This window comes from Brevibacterium sp. Lmc1 (assembly GCF_057654315.1).
In genome coordinates, this window is sequence record NZ_CM172803.1 from 1,509,821 (window position 1) to 1,527,416 (window position 17,596).

Annotated in this window: 17 protein-coding genes; 9 read left to right on the plus strand and 8 right to left on the minus strand. The window is 64.5% G+C overall.

What is annotated here, in order from left to right:
- Window positions 1-128 precede the first annotated feature (128 nt).
- The 8 genes from AC239G_RS06640 to AC239G_RS06675 all read left to right on the plus strand — a co-directional run bounded on the left by AC239G_RS06640 (window position 129) and on the right by AC239G_RS06675 (window position 8,032).
- On the plus strand, window positions 129-911 hold the full coding sequence (locus tag AC239G_RS06640; protein WP_139469709.1) for a Bax inhibitor-1/YccA family protein: 783 nt from the start codon (window positions 129-131) through the stop codon (window positions 909-911).
- A gap of 217 nt (window positions 912-1,128) precedes the next feature.
- Entirely contained in the window at window positions 1,129-2,025 is an 897-nt protein-coding gene (locus tag AC239G_RS06645) for a dihydrodipicolinate synthase family protein (RefSeq protein WP_139469645.1), read from the plus strand.
- A complete protein-coding gene (locus AC239G_RS06650) occupies window positions 2,022-3,539 on the plus strand; it encodes an aldehyde dehydrogenase family protein (protein WP_139469644.1) in 1,518 nt (505 codons plus the stop codon). The genes AC239G_RS06645 and AC239G_RS06650 overlap by 4 nt, the downstream gene beginning before the upstream one ends.
- A gap of 53 nt (window positions 3,540-3,592) precedes the next feature.
- Window positions 3,593-3,919, plus strand: a complete 327-nt coding sequence (locus AC239G_RS06655; protein ID WP_181270309.1) for a hypothetical protein — start codon at window positions 3,593-3,595, stop codon at window positions 3,917-3,919.
- A 20-nt stretch (window positions 3,920-3,939) separates the two neighbouring features.
- Complete coding sequence (locus AC239G_RS06660; protein ID WP_181270310.1) at window positions 3,940-5,538, plus strand: molybdopterin-dependent oxidoreductase; 1,599 nt, start codon at window positions 3,940-3,942, stop codon at window positions 5,536-5,538.
- 166 nt (window positions 5,539-5,704) lie between these two features.
- Window positions 5,705-5,911, plus strand: a complete 207-nt coding sequence (locus AC239G_RS06665; RefSeq protein ID WP_139469641.1) for a hypothetical protein — start codon at window positions 5,705-5,707, stop codon at window positions 5,909-5,911.
- Window positions 5,908-7,446: a sodium/proline symporter gene (locus AC239G_RS06670; RefSeq protein WP_181270311.1), complete on the plus strand. Its 1,539-nt coding sequence runs from the start codon at window positions 5,908-5,910 to the stop codon at window positions 7,444-7,446. Before AC239G_RS06665 ends, AC239G_RS06670 begins: the two co-directional genes overlap by 4 nt.
- Window position 7,447: 1 nt before the next feature.
- Complete coding sequence (locus AC239G_RS06675; protein WP_482401589.1) at window positions 7,448-8,032, plus strand: hypothetical protein; 585 nt, start codon at window positions 7,448-7,450, stop codon at window positions 8,030-8,032.
- A 29-nt stretch (window positions 8,033-8,061) separates the two neighbouring features.
- Here the strand turns inward: AC239G_RS06675 and AC239G_RS06680 are convergent, their stop codons facing one another.
- Window positions 8,062-8,484 carry a VOC family protein gene (locus AC239G_RS06680; RefSeq protein ID WP_482401590.1) on the minus strand — a complete coding sequence of 141 codons (423 nt, stop codon included), beginning with the start codon at window positions 8,482-8,484 and terminating at the stop codon, window positions 8,062-8,064.
- Between the two features lie 18 nt (window positions 8,485-8,502).
- Here AC239G_RS06680 and AC239G_RS06685 point away from each other — a divergent pair, with 18 nt between their 5' ends.
- The gene (locus AC239G_RS06685; protein ID WP_487489993.1) at window positions 8,503-9,414 is read left to right on the plus strand and encodes a DUF6597 domain-containing transcriptional factor; all 912 of its coding nucleotides are present in this window, start codon (window positions 8,503-8,505) and stop codon (window positions 9,412-9,414) included.
- Window positions 9,415-9,420: 6 nt separating this feature from the next.
- On the opposite strand, the gene iadA is transcribed toward AC239G_RS06685, so the two are convergent.
- The 7 genes from iadA to AC239G_RS06720 form a co-directional block, all read right to left on the minus strand.
- On the minus strand, window positions 9,421-10,575 hold the full coding sequence (iadA, locus tag AC239G_RS06690) for a beta-aspartyl-peptidase (RefSeq protein ID WP_487489994.1): 1,155 nt from the start codon (window positions 10,573-10,575) through the stop codon (window positions 9,421-9,423).
- Window positions 10,576-10,625: 50 nt separating this feature from the next.
- On the minus strand, window positions 10,626-11,462 hold the full coding sequence (locus AC239G_RS06695; RefSeq protein WP_139469635.1) for an ABC transporter ATP-binding protein: 837 nt from the start codon (window positions 11,460-11,462) through the stop codon (window positions 10,626-10,628).
- On the minus strand, window positions 11,459-12,250 hold the full coding sequence (locus AC239G_RS06700) for an ABC transporter ATP-binding protein (RefSeq protein ID WP_139469634.1): 792 nt from the start codon (window positions 12,248-12,250) through the stop codon (window positions 11,459-11,461). The genes AC239G_RS06695 and AC239G_RS06700 overlap by 4 nt, the downstream gene beginning before the upstream one ends.
- Entirely contained in the window at window positions 12,247-13,179 is a 933-nt protein-coding gene (locus AC239G_RS06705; protein WP_139469633.1) for an ABC transporter permease, read from the minus strand. The genes AC239G_RS06700 and AC239G_RS06705 overlap by 4 nt, the downstream gene beginning before the upstream one ends.
- Window positions 13,176-14,288: an ABC transporter permease gene (locus tag AC239G_RS06710; protein ID WP_248284051.1), complete on the minus strand. Its 1,113-nt coding sequence runs from the start codon at window positions 14,286-14,288 to the stop codon at window positions 13,176-13,178. The genes AC239G_RS06705 and AC239G_RS06710 overlap by 4 nt, the downstream gene beginning before the upstream one ends.
- 2 nt (window positions 14,289-14,290) lie before the next feature.
- Window positions 14,291-15,853, minus strand: coding sequence for an ABC transporter substrate-binding protein (locus tag AC239G_RS06715; protein WP_139469632.1), 1,563 nt, complete (start codon window positions 15,851-15,853; stop codon window positions 14,291-14,293).
- 212 nt (window positions 15,854-16,065) lie between these two features.
- A complete protein-coding gene (locus AC239G_RS06720) occupies window positions 16,066-17,547 on the minus strand; it encodes a malate:quinone oxidoreductase (RefSeq protein ID WP_487489995.1) in 1,482 nt (493 codons plus the stop codon).
- Window positions 17,548-17,596 lie beyond the last annotated feature (49 nt).

The following is a 17,596-nucleotide window of genomic DNA, read 5'->3' on the forward strand; positions in this document are numbered from 1 at the left end:
GTAGGCGGGAATCCTCAGTTCCCGTCCAGACCGTCCGGTTAGACTGTGACCGTGAACGATCATCTGTGCAGCCTCCCGGCTGCGCATATTCTACTCAGATCGAAAGGATCTCGACCGTGAGTAACCCCATGATGAACCGGGCTATCAACCAGGGCGCCCAGGCTGGACGCAACCAGCCGGTCATGTCCGATCAGGAGCTCAACAACCTCTTCAACCAGCCTGCCGCGGAGAACCGCAACGCCGGGCCCCAGGTCGCCGACCGTGCGATGACCTATGACGATGTGATGATGAAGACCGGTGTGCTCTTCGCCATCCTCCTCGCCGGTGCCGTCGTCGGCTGGCTCGTGCCTGTCCTCGCCCTCCCGGCGATGCTCATCGGCCTCGTCCTCGGCCTCGTCAACGCCTTCAAGAAGGAACCGAACAAGGCCCTGATCATCAGCTATGCCGCGTTCGAGGGTGTGTTCCTCGGCGGCATCTCCGCGATCTTCGAGTCCATGTACTCCGGCATCGTCGTCCAGGCCGTGCTCGCCACTCTCAGCGTCTTCGCGATCATGCTCGCCCTCTTCAAGTTCAAGGGCGTGCGCTACGGCTCGAAGATGATGAAGTTCATGGTGATCGCCGTCGGCGGCTACGCGATCTTCTCGATCGTCAACCTCGTCTTCGGACTGGCCTTCGGAACCGGAGGGGTCCGCAGCATGGAGATCTTCGGAATTCCGCTGGGCATCGTCATCGGCCTCGTCGCCACAGTGCTCGCTGCGATGACACTGATCATGGACTTCCAGATGATCGAAGAGGGCGTCAAGCACAAGATCCCGGAGAAGTACTCCTGGATGTGCGCGTTCTCGCTCATGGTCACCCTCATCTGGCTCTACGTCGAGATCCTGCGCCTCATCTCCTACTTCAGAGACTGAGAGACGTGACCGCTCCACAACTGTGGGTCGCGGCCGAACGCTGAACGAAGGGCGGATCCCCGAGAAGGGGGTCCGCCCTTCGTCGTGCGTTGCGAGCTGCCCATTGCTTGTGATCACTTTTCTGCCTATCGTCTGAGATACCGACGAGAAGCGTCGGCGGACCGTCTTCATCGATGAAGCGCGGACCAGAGACCTCATGGCCTGAGAGGACGATTCGATGACGAATCCGATGCGCGGTGTGTTCGCCGTTCCGACGACCCCCTATTCCGACGACGGAGACCAGAACCTCGACGCCCTGGGCAGTCGCGTCGAGGAGGTGCTCGCCTCAGGAGTGACCGGGCTTCTCGGCCTCGGCGCCACGGGGGAGGCGCTGGCACTCAGCGCCGCTGAGCGGGAAGCACAGATCAAGACCATCGTCTCCGCCGTCGACGGTCGGGCGCACGTGGTCATCGGCTGTATGGCCTACACCCCGGCAGAGATGTCGGCCCAGATCTCGGATGCCGCCGGCTGGGGCGCCGACGCCGTCATGGTCACCCCTCCCTTCTACGGCGGACTCGAACCAGACGCCGTCATCGCCGCCTTGCACCCGGTGCTGACCGCGTCCGAACTGCCGGTCATGGTCTACAACAATCCCCACTCCACCGGCACCGACCTGCTCCCGGACCACCTCGCCGCGCTCCAGCACACCGGCCGACTCTGGAGCGTCAAAGAGACCTCCGGCGAAGCCACACGGATCCGGGAGCTGCGCGACCGCCTCGGCGAGGATACCGAGATCTTCGTCGGGGCCGACGGAATCGCCCTCGAGGGCTTCGCCCAGGGCGCCAGCGGCTGGGTGGCGGCCTCGGCGTGGCTGCTGCCCGATCACTGCCAGAGACTGTGGGAGCTGGCCGACAGCGGTGATTGGGCCGGCGCCGTCGACCTATGGAGAAGCCTCGGGCATGCCCTCGGACTCATCGAGGGTGACTCCGCCTTCATCTCACTCATCAAACAGGCGCTCGGCCGAACCGGTCACGAACAGGGACCGGTGCGTCCACCCCTGCCGACAGCCGGTCCCGACTCATTGGCGTCGCTGCTCGACGCGATCGCCGAACTGGAGAGGAAACACGCAGCATGAGCCCTACGTCTTCAACTGACAGCACCCTCGTCGACCGCGGTCGAACCGCGCTTCGGGCCATCATCGACGGCAATTTCGGACAGTGGATCGGCGGCCGCGCCGTCACCGGCACCGGCGACGAGATCGGTCTCATCTCACCGAGCGACGGAACAGTGATCGGAAGCCTGTCCGCGGCCAGCGTTCAGCAGCTCGATGACACCGTCGCCACAGCGCGCACCGCCTTCAACGAGGCCGACTGGGCAGGAGACGCGAAGCTGCGGGCGCGGGTGCTGCGTCGCCTCGCCGACCTCGTCGAAGCCGATGCCGCAGAGATCGCCTACCTCGACGGCATCGAAGCCGGAAAGGTCGCCCTCGGCAGCGTCGAGGAAGACGTCCCCGATGTCGCCGCGAACCTCAGACTGAGCGCCGACCTCATCTCGCGCGACGACGGACGCTACCTGCAGAATCCTGACGGTTGGGGCTGGGTGACGAAGGTGCCCAGCGGGGTCGTCGGAGCGATCCTGCCGTGGAACTATCCCGTGGCCATGCTCGGCTGGAAGATCGCCCCGGCGCTGGCCGCCGGCAATGCGATGGTCGTCAAGACCTCTGAGGATTCGACGCTCAGCGCCCTCCACCTCGCCAGGCTCGCCACCGAGGCGGGGGTGCCCGACGGCATTCTCAACGTCCTCACCGGCACCGGCTCAGCGATCGGCGCCGCGATGGGTCTGCACAACGACATCGACGTGCTCACCTTCACCGGTTCGGGACCCGTCGGCAGGTCCTTCCTCGAGTCCTCGGCCCGGTCGAACCTCAAGAAGGTGTCCCTCGAACTCGGCGGACGGGCCGGTTATATCGTCGACTCCGCACACGCCACGGATTTCGAGGCGATCGCCGCCGACATCGCCGGTGCGTCCTTCGGCACCAGCGGCCAGAACTGCACCGCCGCCTCTCGGGTGATCTACGTCGGCGACGATGACGAGAGGTTCGCCGAGTTCCGCACCGCACTCATCACCGCGACCGAGGCACTCACCGTCGGCGATCCGTTCGACGCCGATACGGACGTCGGCCCGGTGATCAATGCTCGCGCCCGCGATCGTATCACCGCCTGGGTCGACGAAGCCGTGGAGAAGGGAGCGCGGATCCTCAACACCCGTGCCGACGTCCCCGACATCGGCACCTGGTATCCGCCGACCGTCATCGAAGGCGTGCCCGATGCCAGCGAACTCGGCCGTGGAGAGATCTTCGGCCCCGTGACCCAGCTGCTGCGACGCACCAATCGCGACGACGCTGTGGACCTCATCAACGGCGAACCCTATGGGCTGGCGTCGAGCGTGTGGTGCGAGGACATCGCCCAAGTGCGGTGGTGGGCGAGCCGGATCCGCGTGGGCACCCTCGCGGTCAACGGCTACAGCGAAGGCACCGAAGCCACTCCGTTCGGCGGACTGCGACAGTCCGGATTCTGGGGCCGCGACAACGGCCCGGAAGCCCTGGACACCTATCAGGAAACCATGACCGTCTGGGTGGCCGACACCTGATCATCGTCTGAGGTTCCGCCGCTGTTCCCATCGACGAGGACTATCATGAGTCCATGACCACGGCAGCGGCGGAACTCGAGACCGAGGTGCGCCGTCTGCGCATCCGGATCATCTCCCTGACCACTGCCCAACTCGACGAGGCGGCCCCACCGGCACCGAGCAGACGTGCAGTCATCCGTGAGGCCCTGGCCGAGTTCTCATGGATCGGCTCCGAGGCCCGGCCGGTCCCAGAACTCGGAGATCAGACCCTCGCCGATCAGGTCGTCGTGCTCCTCGAACACGGACTGCGTTCGGCTCGGACACTGCCCGAACCCGATCGCGAGAACCGCATCAGCGCCCTCACCGAGGCGGTCGTGCGCCTGCGTCGAAACCTGGCCTGAGCATGGGGGAGAAGGAGGGCATGGTGGGGAGTACTCAGCGCACGTGGCCCTCTGTGCTCGCCGGGGTCGTTGCGACACTCATCTATTTCGGCACGGCCGAACTCATCGCCCGCAGCCTGGACGTGGCGTCGGCTCCTGCTCTGCTCATCGGCCAGGCACTCATCCCGCTGATGCCTACCGTGCTCATCAAGTCCGCGATCGCGGTCTTCGGCACTCACGACAAATTCGCCCTCGTCATCACCATCGTGGCAGGAGGGGCGGGGTGCGGTGCGATCATCGGGTGGATCGGCGCTCGCCGTCGCGGTCTGGCGCTCGTCCTGCTCATCGGTTTCGGCCTGCTGCCTGCCGTCGTCGGCTTCAGCTCCGGTGCCGGGCTTGTGGCCACCCTGCCGAGTCTCGGCGGAATCGCCGCCGGGGCCGCAGCCTTCCTCGTCCTCCTTCACGTCGCGACAGTTCCGGCTCGCACCGGTGGAGGCACTGAGGCTCGCTCCGACGCCGAGGACGCCGGAGCCGACACGCAGCATCGAACTCCGGCCAGGCCGGGTCGACGGGCCTTCTTCGGGCTGGCCGCGGGACTGAGCGCGGTCGGCATCGCCGCCGTCGCGGCCGGGCAGTCCGCGGCCACACTGGCCCGCAGTGCGGCAGGAACGGTGACGAAGCTCGTCCTCCCGCGACCGGCCGCCTCGGCGCCGGAGATTCCCACCGGAGCGGAACTCGACGTGCCCGGACTGACCCCGCTGGTCACGGAGACCCAGGATTTCTACCGCATCGACACAGCGCTCTTCCCGCCGTCGATCGACGCGGGAACATGGATGCTGCGCGTCCACGGCATGGTCGAGCACGAGTTCACGATCACGATGGCCGAACTCCTCGACCTCCCGCTCCAGGAGCACTATGTGACCCTGGCCTGCGTCTCGAACGAGGTCGGCGGCGACCTGGTGGGCAATGCGAAATGGCTGGGCTATCCGATCCGGGACCTGCTGGCACGGGCGAAACCGCACTCCGGTGCGGACATGGTGCTCTCGGGCTCCGATGACGGTTTCACCGCCTCCACCCCACTCGAAGTGCTCACCGACGATCGCGCGGCCCTGCTGGCCGTGGCCATGAACGGTCATGCTCTGCCACGCGACCACGGATACCCGGCACGCCTGGTCGTCCCCGGACTCTACGGCTACGTCTCGGCAACGAAATGGGTGACCGATCTCGAAATCACCCGGTTCGCGGACAAAGAGGCATATTGGACGACGCGCGGCTGGGCCACGCACGGACCCGTGCTGGTGGCCTCGCGCATCGACGTGCCCCGCCCCGGGGCCACTGTCACGCCCAAGAGCGGCGGCCGGGTCGTCACCGCAGGCATGGCCTGGGCGCAGCACACAGGCATCGAGAAGGTGCAGGTGCGCATCGACAACGGCGACTGGGCGGAAGCGGAACTCAGCGAAGAACTCACCGCCGACACCTGGCGCCAGTGGCGATGCGAGCACACGGGACTGAGCACCGGCACGCACACGGTCAGCGTGCGCGCGGTCGACCAGGACGGAAACGTGCAGACCTCGGAACGCCGGCCCGCCATTCCGGGTGCCGCGACGGGACTCCACGAGCGCCAGTTCACCGTTGAGTGAGCCCGCGCTGCGGAACGGACACGCGCATCGAACCGACAGGTCGGTCAGACAGTCGTGCCCCGCGTTCCCACCATGCGAACTTGGCGCTGCAGACTCAGGCTTCTCGCGATAACTTGTAATCTCATTCACATCATCTGTATTCCCGCATCACAACGAGGTGGTCAACGTGTTCGGTCTTCCGACGGCGACGGTCGTCATCATCGTCGGCATCCCCGCGATCTGGGTGATCTACACCCTCGTCTTCGTCTTCCTCTCCCGCGGTTGGAAGGCCGAGGACATGGCTGAGGATCAGGCCCTGGCGAGAACCGCGAACGGAGCGGACGGACGAGACGGCGGGGCCGCCTCGGCGAAAGGAAACGGGGGAGCGGCATGAACATCGAAACCTGGTTCCTCGTCATCTACTTCCTCGCCATGGCCGGCATCGGCGTGTGGACGCTCAAGATAGGTTCGAAGGGCAGCGAGGGATATCTGCTCGGCGGTCGCAGCCTGGGCGCTGCGGTCACGGCTCTGCGCCTGCAGTCGTCGTCGATGTCGGGGTACATGTTCCTCGGTGCGGGATCGCTGGCGTATACGAAGGGCTACTTCTCTCTGTGGTACGCGATGGGCGACATCGGCGGCGGTGTTCTCAACCTCTCGATCCTGGGCCGGCGGATGCGCAAGCTCTCCCAGATCCTCGGGTCGCTCACCTCGATCGAATACCTCGAACATCGATATCCGTCGAAGTGGATCCGCGCGATCGCCGCGCCGGTCGCCCTGTTCTGCATCTTCTTCTATGTGATGAGTCAGTTCATCGCCGGCGGGCGCGGACTCGAGATGGTCACCGGCATTCCGTATGCCTGGGCGCTGCTCATCGCCGTCGGCGTCATCGTCTTCTACACCTTTCTCGGCGGCTACCTCGCCGTGGCCTACACCGACTTCGTGCAGGCGATCATCATGCTCATCGGCATGGTGTGGATCCTCATCGGATGTCTGCAGGCCGTGGGCGGGTGGACAGCCGGCAACGAGACGGTCGGACAGATCAACCCGAACCTGCTGACCATGTGGGGACCGGACGGGATCGAATCCGTCCAATGGGGAGTCATCGTCGGCGCCGTCCTCGTCTTCTCTATCGGCTATATGGGCTGGCCGCACGTCAACGTCAGCCATATGGCGATGAAGCGGCCCTCGGTGGCCAGGCGCGCCAGCCTCTACGCCACCGGCTTCAACCTGCTGTTCATCCCCGCTCCCTACATCGTCGGCATCATGGCGCTCATCCTGCTGCCGACTCTGGACAATCCGGAGCTCGCGGTCTTCGAAGTCGCAGACACTGTGCTGCCGAACTTCGCCGTAGGCATCGTCATGGCAGGAATCATGGCTGCGATCATGTCCACAGCCGACGCTCTGCTGCTGCAGTCGGGCACGATCGCCAGCCAAGATCTGTTCCAACGCTTCTTCAAGAAGGACATGTCCGACCAGCAGTCCGTCTGGGTCTCCCGGTTCACCGTTCTCGTGCTGGCGATCATCGGCTACTTCGTCGCGGTGAATGATCCGCCGGCCGTCGCCGAGGTGGTCATCTTCTCGACCACGGTGCTCGGTGCCGCGTTCGTCCCCGTCTACATCGCCGCCGCCTGGTGGAAGAAGGCGAACGTGCCCGGAGCGATCTGGTCGATGATCGCCGGCACTGTGTCGTCGGTCGTGTGGCAGCTGACAGGACTCGTCGACGTCACCGGAGTCGACCCGATGGGAGTAGGCATCGTGTGCTCGACCCTGGCCCTCATCCTCGTCTCCCTGGCCACTCAGCGCTCGCATCCGGTGCCTGCCCACGTCCTCGAGGCGATGAAGGAGACCGACAAGATCGGCGCGATCCCAGCACACATGCTCACCGGTCAGAACGATTCCCTGGCCGGTCAGGTTCCGAAGGACGTCTGAGATGAGTGCCGAGATCGGAACCGGGCGCCCGGTCGGCCCGGATCTGCAGACTGAGGATCCGGTGCGGATGGACCCGCACGTCACCGCCGCCGAGGCGCTCGCCGTCTTCCAGCGCAAACTCCCTGACGCGCTCGCCGAGGTCCAAGCGGTGCATCATCCGTTCTGGTGGGCCGCCCTCGACGTGCGCACCCGCGGACTCTTCCGTCGGAGCGCATCCGGGCCGGTGCAGCGGATGGACGTGCTCGTCAACGCCTTGTCGGGCAGGGGTATGATCGCCGACTTCACCCCTCGCGGCGCCACGGCGGGATCATCGGAGTGGTCGAGTCTGATCGGCGAGCAGTCGGGACCGCCGCCGACTCGGGATGAGGCGGAGCGGACCGCGCGATCATTGGCACGTGCGAAGGTCGTCAAGACGGTGAAGCTCGGTATGGGCATCGATATCACTCCTGCTGGCGGTCTGCGCGGAGTGCTCAAGCCCAACTGGATCGTCTCCGGAGGGAATGCGAGGCATGAGGCGACGATCCTCGTCGATGGTCTCGATGGGTCTCACTACATTGTGCGGGCGGACAAGGCCGGGCGGAGCTGAGAGCTCGGCTGTCAGGTCTGCGGGGATGCTCAGCCCCAGTTCTTCGCGTCCGAGATGCAGAACGGATGACCGGCGGGATCGAGGAGCACGACCCAGGTCTCACCAGGCTGCGTTTCGGCTCGGGTAGCTCCGAGTTCGACGCAGCGATCGGCTGCCGCATGGATGTCGTCGGCGGCGAGGTCGAGGTGGAACTGCTTGTGTCCGTCGTCGGGCCAGCTCGGTCGCTGATAGTCCGGGATCGTGCCGATGCCCAGTGCATGGCTGGGACCAGTGAGCATGGCATAACTCTCGTCCGAATAGGCGATGGGCCAGCCGAGGACTGAAGAGTAGAACTCTCCGAGAACGGCAGCGTTCGGGGCGTCAAGGGTGACCATCGCCAGTGTGGCGACGGGTGCTGTAGTGGAGTTGTCGGCGGTGGTCGCGGCGGTGTCGGTCTTCTGTGTTTCAGTCATGTCTGACATTCTTGTGCCATGGACGACGACGTCACTAGGAAAAATGCGTCACCGGGAGAAGAGATGCCGCAGCACTTCTTCGGACGTGTGCTCAAGCCGGGGGAGATGCTCGAGCATGCGCGCTATTCGTCCGTTCGTGTCGTCGCCGAGCGCCTGCGCCCCTTCGTCAAACGCTATTGGGCCGTCGAGTGGGATCTGCCGAAGGGCGAGAGCTATCAGACGGCTACCTTGTCCGAACCGACCATCCATCTGACCTTCGAGTTCGGCGACAGCCGGCGGGCGCACGTGGACGGGCCTGGGGCATGGGTGACCGGTCCGGTCACCAAACGGCGCTTCGATGTGGGAATCTTCGGGCGCGGCGGAGTCTTCGGCGTGAACTTTCAGCCTGGTGCGACACTGGCGTTCTCCGAGGAGAAGCCGGCGAGCATCCGTGATTCGACCGTCCCTGCCGAACTGTGGTTTCCGAGGTTGGATGCCGACCTCGGACTCTCCGAGATGTTTGCGCAGTCGCAGAGTGCCGGGGCGCCCGACTTCAGCGAATTGGCCGCATCGGTGGAAAGCTGGCTGCTGTCCTGGCGGCCGCAGATGACCCCGTCGTTCGAACGATTGAAGCGGGTGCTCGACATCCTGTCCGACCCCGAAGTCGTGAGCCTGAAGGTCCTCTCGGAGAGAGCCGATCTCGGTGAGCGTACGCTGCAGCGGATATTCAGCAGCTTCTGCGGAGTCGGGGTGAAGAAGGTCTTGGCCAGGGCACGGATCATCGACGCGGTCGCAGCGATCGACCGCGGGTGGGACGGAACTCTGGCCGACCTCGGCGCGCACTTCGGATGGTTCGATCAATCGCACTTCAGCACGGATTTCGTTCGCGTCACCGGTTTCAGCCCTGCCGAGTACGCGCAGCGGAAGTCCGCGCGGGTCACGCGAGGCTGACCGGGTTCAGCGTGGCCTCTGATCGAATGTGCTTCTGACCAGCAGCTCGCCCCTGCTGATGGTCGGCCGGCCCAGTGCGAATCCGTGCTCGATTGAGTGCTCTGCGTCGACGAGCAGCAGATCGGCGTCACCGCCCGGACGGATTCGTCCCTTGCGTGGGAGCTTCAGGGCGTCTGCAGTGTTGGTGGTGACGAACGAAAGAGCCTGCGACAGGGGCAGGCCGCTGGAATCAGCGCACGCCCACACCTGGTCGTACAGCGTCGTCTGGTATGCCACCTGGAGTTCCGTCAGACGTCCGTGAGCATCGAACTTCGGCAGGCTGCCGTTGGCGTCCGAGGACAGGGTGAGTCGGTCGAGATGGCCGCCGAATTCAACGAACTTCTTCACCGCTTCGACGGTGGACGCTCCGGCGGTCATGTCGACGAAGGCGCCTTTGGCCGCGAGGTCGACCGCCTCGGCGATGAGCTCGTCATCACGGGTGATGTGGGTGGCATACACGGCGGGCGGGGCAATCGGATAATCGTCGAGGAGACGATGCAGGGGTGCGAGCCGAGTCGAATGCGATCCGACGTGGAAGTGAGTGACACCGGCCTTTCCGCTGAGCAGCCCGCCGACATGGCATTGGCTGACGATGTCGGCGAGTTCTTCGATCGTCGGTTGGAACGACCGACTTTCGGAGATGGCGATCTCGCCGGCCCCGATCACTTTGTCGATGAGGACGATGTCGTCGGCGACGGAACCGGTGACAGTTCGTGCCGGAAGCTGGTAGCTGCCGGTGTAGACGAATGTCGTGATGCCCTCTTCCTCGAGGCCTCGTGCTTTGGCAAGGAGGCCGCGGTGAGAGCGGGTGATGGAGTCGGTGCCGAGGCAGCCGACGACAGTGGTCACTCCTGCGCGGATGATGTCGCCGATGTCGATCTCGGGAGTGCGGGTCGCGTATCCGCCTTCGCCTCCGCCTCCGATGATGTGCACATGGGGGTCGATGAAACCGGGCACAGCAGTCAGGCCGTCGGCATCGATGACTGCCGAAGCCGGCAACTGCGCGACTATGTCGCGATCCACCTGGCCGAGGTGGGCGATACGTGAGCCCTCCACGAGGATGTCGCGCACTCCGAGCGGCTCGGGGGCACAGATCTCTGCCCCGCGAATCAGGATGACCATGACTCTCGTGTCCTTTCGATGTCGCTCGGGACCGCCGGCTGCTTGGCAGATCAGTCGCTGCCGGGGATGATTCCCTTGCCGTCGACCTGGGGAATCGCGGCCAGGAGCTTCTTCGTATACGGGTGCTGCGGATCGTTCCAGATCTGGTCGGTCGGGGCGACTTCGACGATGCGTCCGGCTTCCATCACTGCGACCCTGTCTGCGATATCGCGAACGACCGAGAGATCGTGGCTGATGAAGATCATCGAGGCACCGGAGTCGATGGCGAGGTCGCGCATCATCCGAGCGATCCGCGCTTGGAGGAACGCATCGAGAGAGGCGATGGGTTCATCACCGACGAGCACTTTCGGACCCGCCGCCAGGGCACGAGCGATGGCGATGCGCTGCCTCTGTCCGCCGGAGAACGAATGCGAATAGCGCTGTGCGGAGTCGGCAGGCAGGTCGACGGCGTCCAACAGCGATTCCACGGTCCAACCGCCGTCAGGATTGAGGGCCAGCGCATCGTCGAGCTGGTCGCGGATCCGCCTGCGCGGATTGAGCGACGCGTAGGGGTTCTGGAAGACCATCTGAATGCCGAGCAGTTCCTTCGCTCTCTTCTTCAGCCCGAGCGCTCTGACCGGATGACCGTCGAAGGTGACGGTGCCGTCTGCCGGCTTCTCCAACCCGCAGATGAGTTTGGCCAGCGTCGATTTGCCGCAGCCGGATTCGCCGACGAGCCCGAGCACCTCCGAACGACCCAGTTGCAGAGACACTCCGTTAACGGCTCGGAAGCGGCCGCCGCCGTCGAGTTTGTATTCGCATGCCACGGAATCGAGTTCCAGGAGCGGAGCCCCTGCTGCGGGGGAGTGAGCGGTGGCGGCGGCCGGGGCCTGGTCGATCGATGTCATGGGGAGACCTCCGCTCCTGGCAGCGATTCGATGAGCGAACGCGTGTATTCGTGTTGAGGAGCAGTGATGACCGCCTCCCGTTCACCGGTTTCGACGACGACGCCGTTCTTCATGACCACGATGGTGTCCGCGACCGAGGAGAGCACTCCGAAGTCGTGGGTGACCAGCAGCACGGCGAGGTCGAGATCGTCGCAGAGTTCACGCAGCAGCCGAAGGATGCCTGCCTGCACGGTGACATCGAGTGCTGTGGTCGGTTCGTCGGCGATGAGCACCTTCGGATCGCAGATGATCGCCGAGGCGAAAGCGATTCGCTGCAGCTGTCCGCCGGAGAACTGGTGCGGGTACTTCTTCACCGCCTCCTTCGGGTGCGGCACCCTGGTTCGGCCGAGGATCTCGACGGCTTTGGCCAGGGCGTCTTTCTTCGACACTTTCTGGTGGTGTCGAAGGTGGTCGGTGATCTGGTCGCCGACCGTGAGCATGGGATGGAACGCCGAGGCCGGATCCTGAAAGACCATCGACAGCTGCACTCCGCGCAGGCGGTTGTGCTGCTTGGCGGGCATTCCCACCAGTTCGACTCCGTCGAAATCGATGCTTCCGCTCAGTTCCGCGCCCGCGGGCGAGAGCCCCATGACGGCCAGACCGGTCTGGGTCTTGCCGGATCCAGACGCACCTGCGACACCGGTGATGCGACCTGCTTCGAGGTCGAACGAGACGTCTTTGAGGATATGAGTGGTCTTCTTGCCTGCAGTGACCGACAGGTTGAGGTCTCTGATGCTGATCATGCTCATGAGGTCGTCTCACCGACTTCCTGGGCGGTATGGGGATCGAGGGTGTCGCGCAGACTGTCGCCGATGAAGTTGAACGCCATGACGATGGTGAGGATGCAGAGGCCGGGGAAGAAGGCGATCCACCAGGCAGCGAACTGAGAGACGCCTTCGCTGATCATTGCGCCCCAATCGGGGGTCGGCGGAACGGCACCGAGAGACAGAAACGACAGTCCTGCCATGGTGAGGATCGCCGAACCGACATCGAGGGTGGCGAGCACGACGACGGGAGAGATGACGTTCGGTGCGATTTCGCGGGCCAGTGATCTGCCCGCGCTGAATCCGAGCAGGCGTCCGGCGATGACGTACTCACTGCCCCGCGCTGTCATCACCAGCGATCTGGTGACACGCGCGTAGGACGGCCAGGAGACGAGCAGGATCGCGATTATCGCGTTCTTCAAGCCCGGACCGAGGGCGGCTGCGATGACCATGGCGAGGATGATCGTGGGGAAGGCGAACACCAGATCGGCGATGCGCATGATGATCTCGTCGACGGCTCGACCGAAGTATCCGGCAATGGCCCCGAGGACCGAGCCGAGCAGCGCAGAGCAGATGACGACGAACACCGCGGCGGGCAAGGTGGTGCGGGCAGCAACGAGGATGCGGGAAAGCACGTCTCGGCCCAGTGTGTCGGTACCGAGCAGATTCTCCCCGTTGGGAGCCGAGAGCCTCGGAAAGTTCTGCGCCAGAGCATCGAACGGCGCCAGCAGCGGTGCGAAGATCGCTGCGATCAGCCAGAGCACGAGGATTCCAGCGCCCACGATCCCCAGCGGAGTGCGCAGGGCTTTCGGGAAGCGGATCTGCCACCTTTTGAGTCCGGGGTCGACGGGATCGCGGCGGGCCGCCTCGGTGATGGGGGCATTGGCGGGCTGTTTCGGGGTGCCGATGCTCATCTCACCCTCACTCTCGGATCCACGAAGCCGTAGATCAGGTCGACGATGAAGTTCACGAGGATATAGACGATGCCGATGACGAGGCCGACGCCCATGATGACGGGCAGGTCGAGCGTTGTCGCTCCCCGGTAGGCATATTGGCCGAGTCCGTTCCAGGCGAAGACGGTCTCAGTCAGCACAGCTCCGGAGAGCAGGGAGCCGAAGGCCAGACCGACGACGGTGATGATCGGGACCAGCGCGCCGCGGAAGATGTATTTGAAGACCACTGTCCGAGCCGGCAGCCCTTTCGCCTTGGCGGCGGTGACGTAGTCGAGCCTGATGATGTCGAGGACGCTCGAACGGCTGAAACGTGTGAGCAGGCCGATGGTGAAGAGGGCGAGAACGCACGACGGCAGAATGAGGTGGCCCAGCGCATTGGCGAAAGTCGCCATCTGACCCGCCAAGAGCGAGTCGAGCGTGTAGAGGCCGGTCACTTTCGGCGGTGGGGTGATCCAGGGGTCGAGCCGACCGGCGCCGGGGACGACTCGAAGTCTGAAGAAGAAGACGAAGTAGGCGACGGTGGCGATCCAGAAAGTCGGTGCCGAGATGCCGATGAGGCTGAGGGTGCGGATGGCGTGGTCGACGAGACTGTTCTGTTTGAGAGCACTGAGCAGACCGAGCAGCAGTCCGAGGATCACTGAGATGAGAATCGCTCCGATGCCAAGCTCGATCGATGCGGGGAAGACCTGTCCGATCGAGGCGAGCACGGGTGTGCGGGTCTGATTGGAGACACCCAGATCTCCCTGCAGCAGATTTCCCAGATACGTGAAGTACTGGACGAGGAGCGGTTGGTCGAGTCCGAGCTTCTCCCGTGTCTGCGCGACGATCTCGGGATCTGCCGCGGCCCGGTCACCGAGGATGGCGGCGACCGGATCGGTGGGCACGAGGTTGGTGAGCAGGAACGTCACCACGGTCACGCCCCAGATCAGAATGAGCGAAATCCCGATCCGGATGAGGATGAACCGGAGCAGTGGGTGGAGCTTCGGTGGTCTGACTCGCTGCGCCGCGTCCGCCTCACCAGAAGCGGACGCGACATCAGTATCGTGCGGCGCTGTGGTGGCTTCCGCCATCCTCACTCTGCCTTTGCGAAGTCGAACGAGATGTCGGCGTTGGAGACGAACTTCTCAATGCTCGAACCGACGGCGACGGTGCTGACCGGCTGGACGAGCGGGATCCACACCGCGGTGTCGGTGGTCGCCTTGAACAGCTTCGCGTAGGCGGCATCGCGCGCATCACCCTTCGCCTTGGCAGCTTCGTCCGCAAGCTTCTTCAGCTTCGGGTCCTCGCTCCAGTTCACGCGATCGGCAACGTCGCCGCCGGGAATGAAGACGTTGTAGTTCGTCGGATCGGGGAAGTCCGCGCCCCAGGTTCCGATGCCCATCGGCTGTTTGGCAGAGCGGAAGCCGTCGAGCTGAGTCGAGCTCGGAGCAGGTTTGAGATCGAGGTTGATGCCGGCCTCCTTCAGCTGCGCCTGCAGGGTTTCGGCGAGCTGTGCGAGGTCGACTCCATTGACGGCCTGATCACTCGAATAGTGGAAGGGGACCTTCTCTCCGTCGTAGCCAGCCTCCTTCAGCAGCTTCTTCGCCTTCTCGAGGTCGCGTTCAGGAGCCTCGTCCTTCGGGACGGCACCGACGAACTCGTTCGGCACGAGACTGGCCATGCGCTGGGATCCCTTCCCTGCGAGGTCGATGAGTTTGTCGTAGTCGATCGCCGCCATGACGGCCTTGCGGAAGTTCGGGTCCGCTGCGGGGCCGCCGATCTTCTCATCGGCGTTGTTGAAGATGTAGAGGCTGCGAGTCGAGGGCAGGCTGGAGATCTTGCCCATCGACTCATCGATCTGCTTCGCCTGATCGGCGTTGAGGTCGTAGGCGACCTGCGCCTGACCCGACTGGATGTCGGTCAGCTGCGTCTCTGCGGAGACATTGCGCAGGACCACTCGCTTGTACTTCGGTTCCGGACCGTTGTAATGCTCGTTCGCGGTCAGCACGACCTGGCTGTCGGCGTCGTACTTCTCCACCTTGTACGGTCCCGAGCCCTGTGAGTTCTCATTGAGGAACTGTTCGGCGCCGTCCTTCTCATCTGTGGTTCCCTCGTTCTCCTTGACCACCTTCGAATTGACGATGCCGATCGAGGAGTTGGGGAGGATGTAGGGCAGCGCAGGGTTGGGCTCTGCGCTGGTGAGCGTGACCGTCTTGTCGTCGACCTTCTTCACCTTGACCCCGTCGAGGAAGAACGAGGGGTTGCCCTTGATGCCCTGAAGGCGTTCGAAGGAGAAGACGATGTCGTCGGCGGTGACGGGATCGCCGTTGGAGAATTTCGCATCCTCGTCTTTGAGGGTCAGCGTCATCTCCTTGCTGTCCTCGGACATTTCGAATGAGCAGAGGCCATCGGTGGGCTTGGTGAGGTCACCGTCCTCGAATTCGAGCGCCGTCTGGTAGATGGCGCTGTCGATCGTCGAACCGGTGAACTCGAATTGTCGATGCGGGTCGATCGTCTTGAGGTTGAAGGCGGTCTCGGCCACGATCGTGTCGCCGGCGCCGCCGGCTTCGTCGGAGCCGCTGCCGCAGGCGGCGAGTCCGGCGGTCAGTGCGAGAGTGGAGCAGATTGCGACGAAATTGCGGGTCAGACGCCTCATGTGTGATCTCCCTAACAGTAAGTGTTGTGAGTCACATTAGAGTCGAAAGCCCTCCCATGCAATTCAACCTGCCACAAAGCTGTCGGATTTCCACTGTGCACTTCCGCCAACGGCACAAGCAGTGGAATGAGGTCTCTGATCTGCGGCTTATGTCGACAGGCGATTGCCTCGCCGTCCGCTGGCCGAGTACGCGCAGCGGAAGTCCGCGCGGGTCACGCGAAGTTGACCGGGGACAGGCCGAGCGCTCCATCGGTCGTGGCGTGGGAACGAGCGACCGCCTCGGCGGTCCAGTCGGTGCGATCGAGGTCGGGGACCGCCTCGGCGATCTGGGACCCCCAGCTGTCGTGCCATTGGGCGGGGAAGGCCTGCTTGAGCAGATCGACCATGATCGGCACCGCCGTCGATGCTCCGGGGGAGGCCCCGAGCAGACCCGCGATCGAGCCGTCGGCGGAGACGACGAGTTCGGTGCCCTGCTGCAGGACGCCGATCTTCTGCCGATCCGGTTTGACCAGCTGGGCCCTCTGCCCGGCCGGCAACAGGGCCCACTCATTGCGTCGGGCCAGGGGCAGATAGCGTCGCAGCTGCGCGAATTTCCGGGACGGGCTGGCGGCGAGCTCCTTGACGAGGAACGACACGAGACTGAGGTTCTGCAGACCGGCGGCCGCGATGACATGCAGGTTGTCAGGCCGCACCGTCGTGAAGAAGTCGGAGAGGCGACCGTGCTTGAGCAGCTTCGTGCTGAAGGTCGCGTAGGGGCCGAATAGCAGATGCTCCTTGCCGTCGACGACTCTGCGGTCCAGATGCGGCACCGACATCGGCGGGGCGCCCACATCGGCCTGACCATAGACCTTCGCATCATGGCGGGAGACGACCGCCGGGGTCGAACACCGGTAGAAAGCGGCCCCGACCGGCAGGACGGCGTAGCCGCGGACTTCGGGGATCCTGGCTTTCTGCAGGAGTCGCAGCGCGAAGCCGCCGGCCCCGACGAACACGGTCTTCGCGTGCACGGCGAACGGTCCCGCCGGTGTCGATCCGCTGACCGTCCAGCCCGATGTGCGCGATTCGAGCCCGGTCACTGTGTGACCCGCTCGCACCTCGGTGGACCCGATGCTCAGCAGTGCCGACGTCAGAGCGCCGAAATCGACATCGGTGCCGCGAGGGTGACGGGCCGCCGCCATGGGCTCGTCGCTGTCGGCTCGTCCCTCCATCGTCAGGGGAGCCCACCGGGCGATAGTGTCCGGATCCTCTGTGTACTCCATTGCGGAGAACAGCGGGTCAGCTTTCAGGGTGTCGACGCGTCGACGCAGGTAGGTGACGTCCGTGTCCCCGAAGACGAGGTTCATGTGTGGGGCCGAGTGGATGAATTCCGCTGGGTCGAGGAGCCCGAGTCGGACGAGATGGGCCCACCATTGGCGGGTGAGGTGGAATTGTCCGGCGATCTCTGCCGGTTTCGCGCCATCGGCGGGGTCAGGCATGTAGTTGAGTTCGCAGTACCCCGAATGCCCGGTGCCGGCATTGTTCCACGGGTCGCTGCTCTCTCCGGCGATGTATTCGGCCTTCTCCAGAACGAGGATCCGCAGATCGGGATCGAGCAGAGTCAGCATCGAACCGAGAGTCGCGGACATGATGCCCGCGCCGATGAGGACGACATCGGCATCGGGCAGCTGGTCGGTGTGCTTGGGGTTCGCAGTCATATTCTCACCATGCGCCCCCATGAATCATCCGTCCAATGCGCGATCGGAA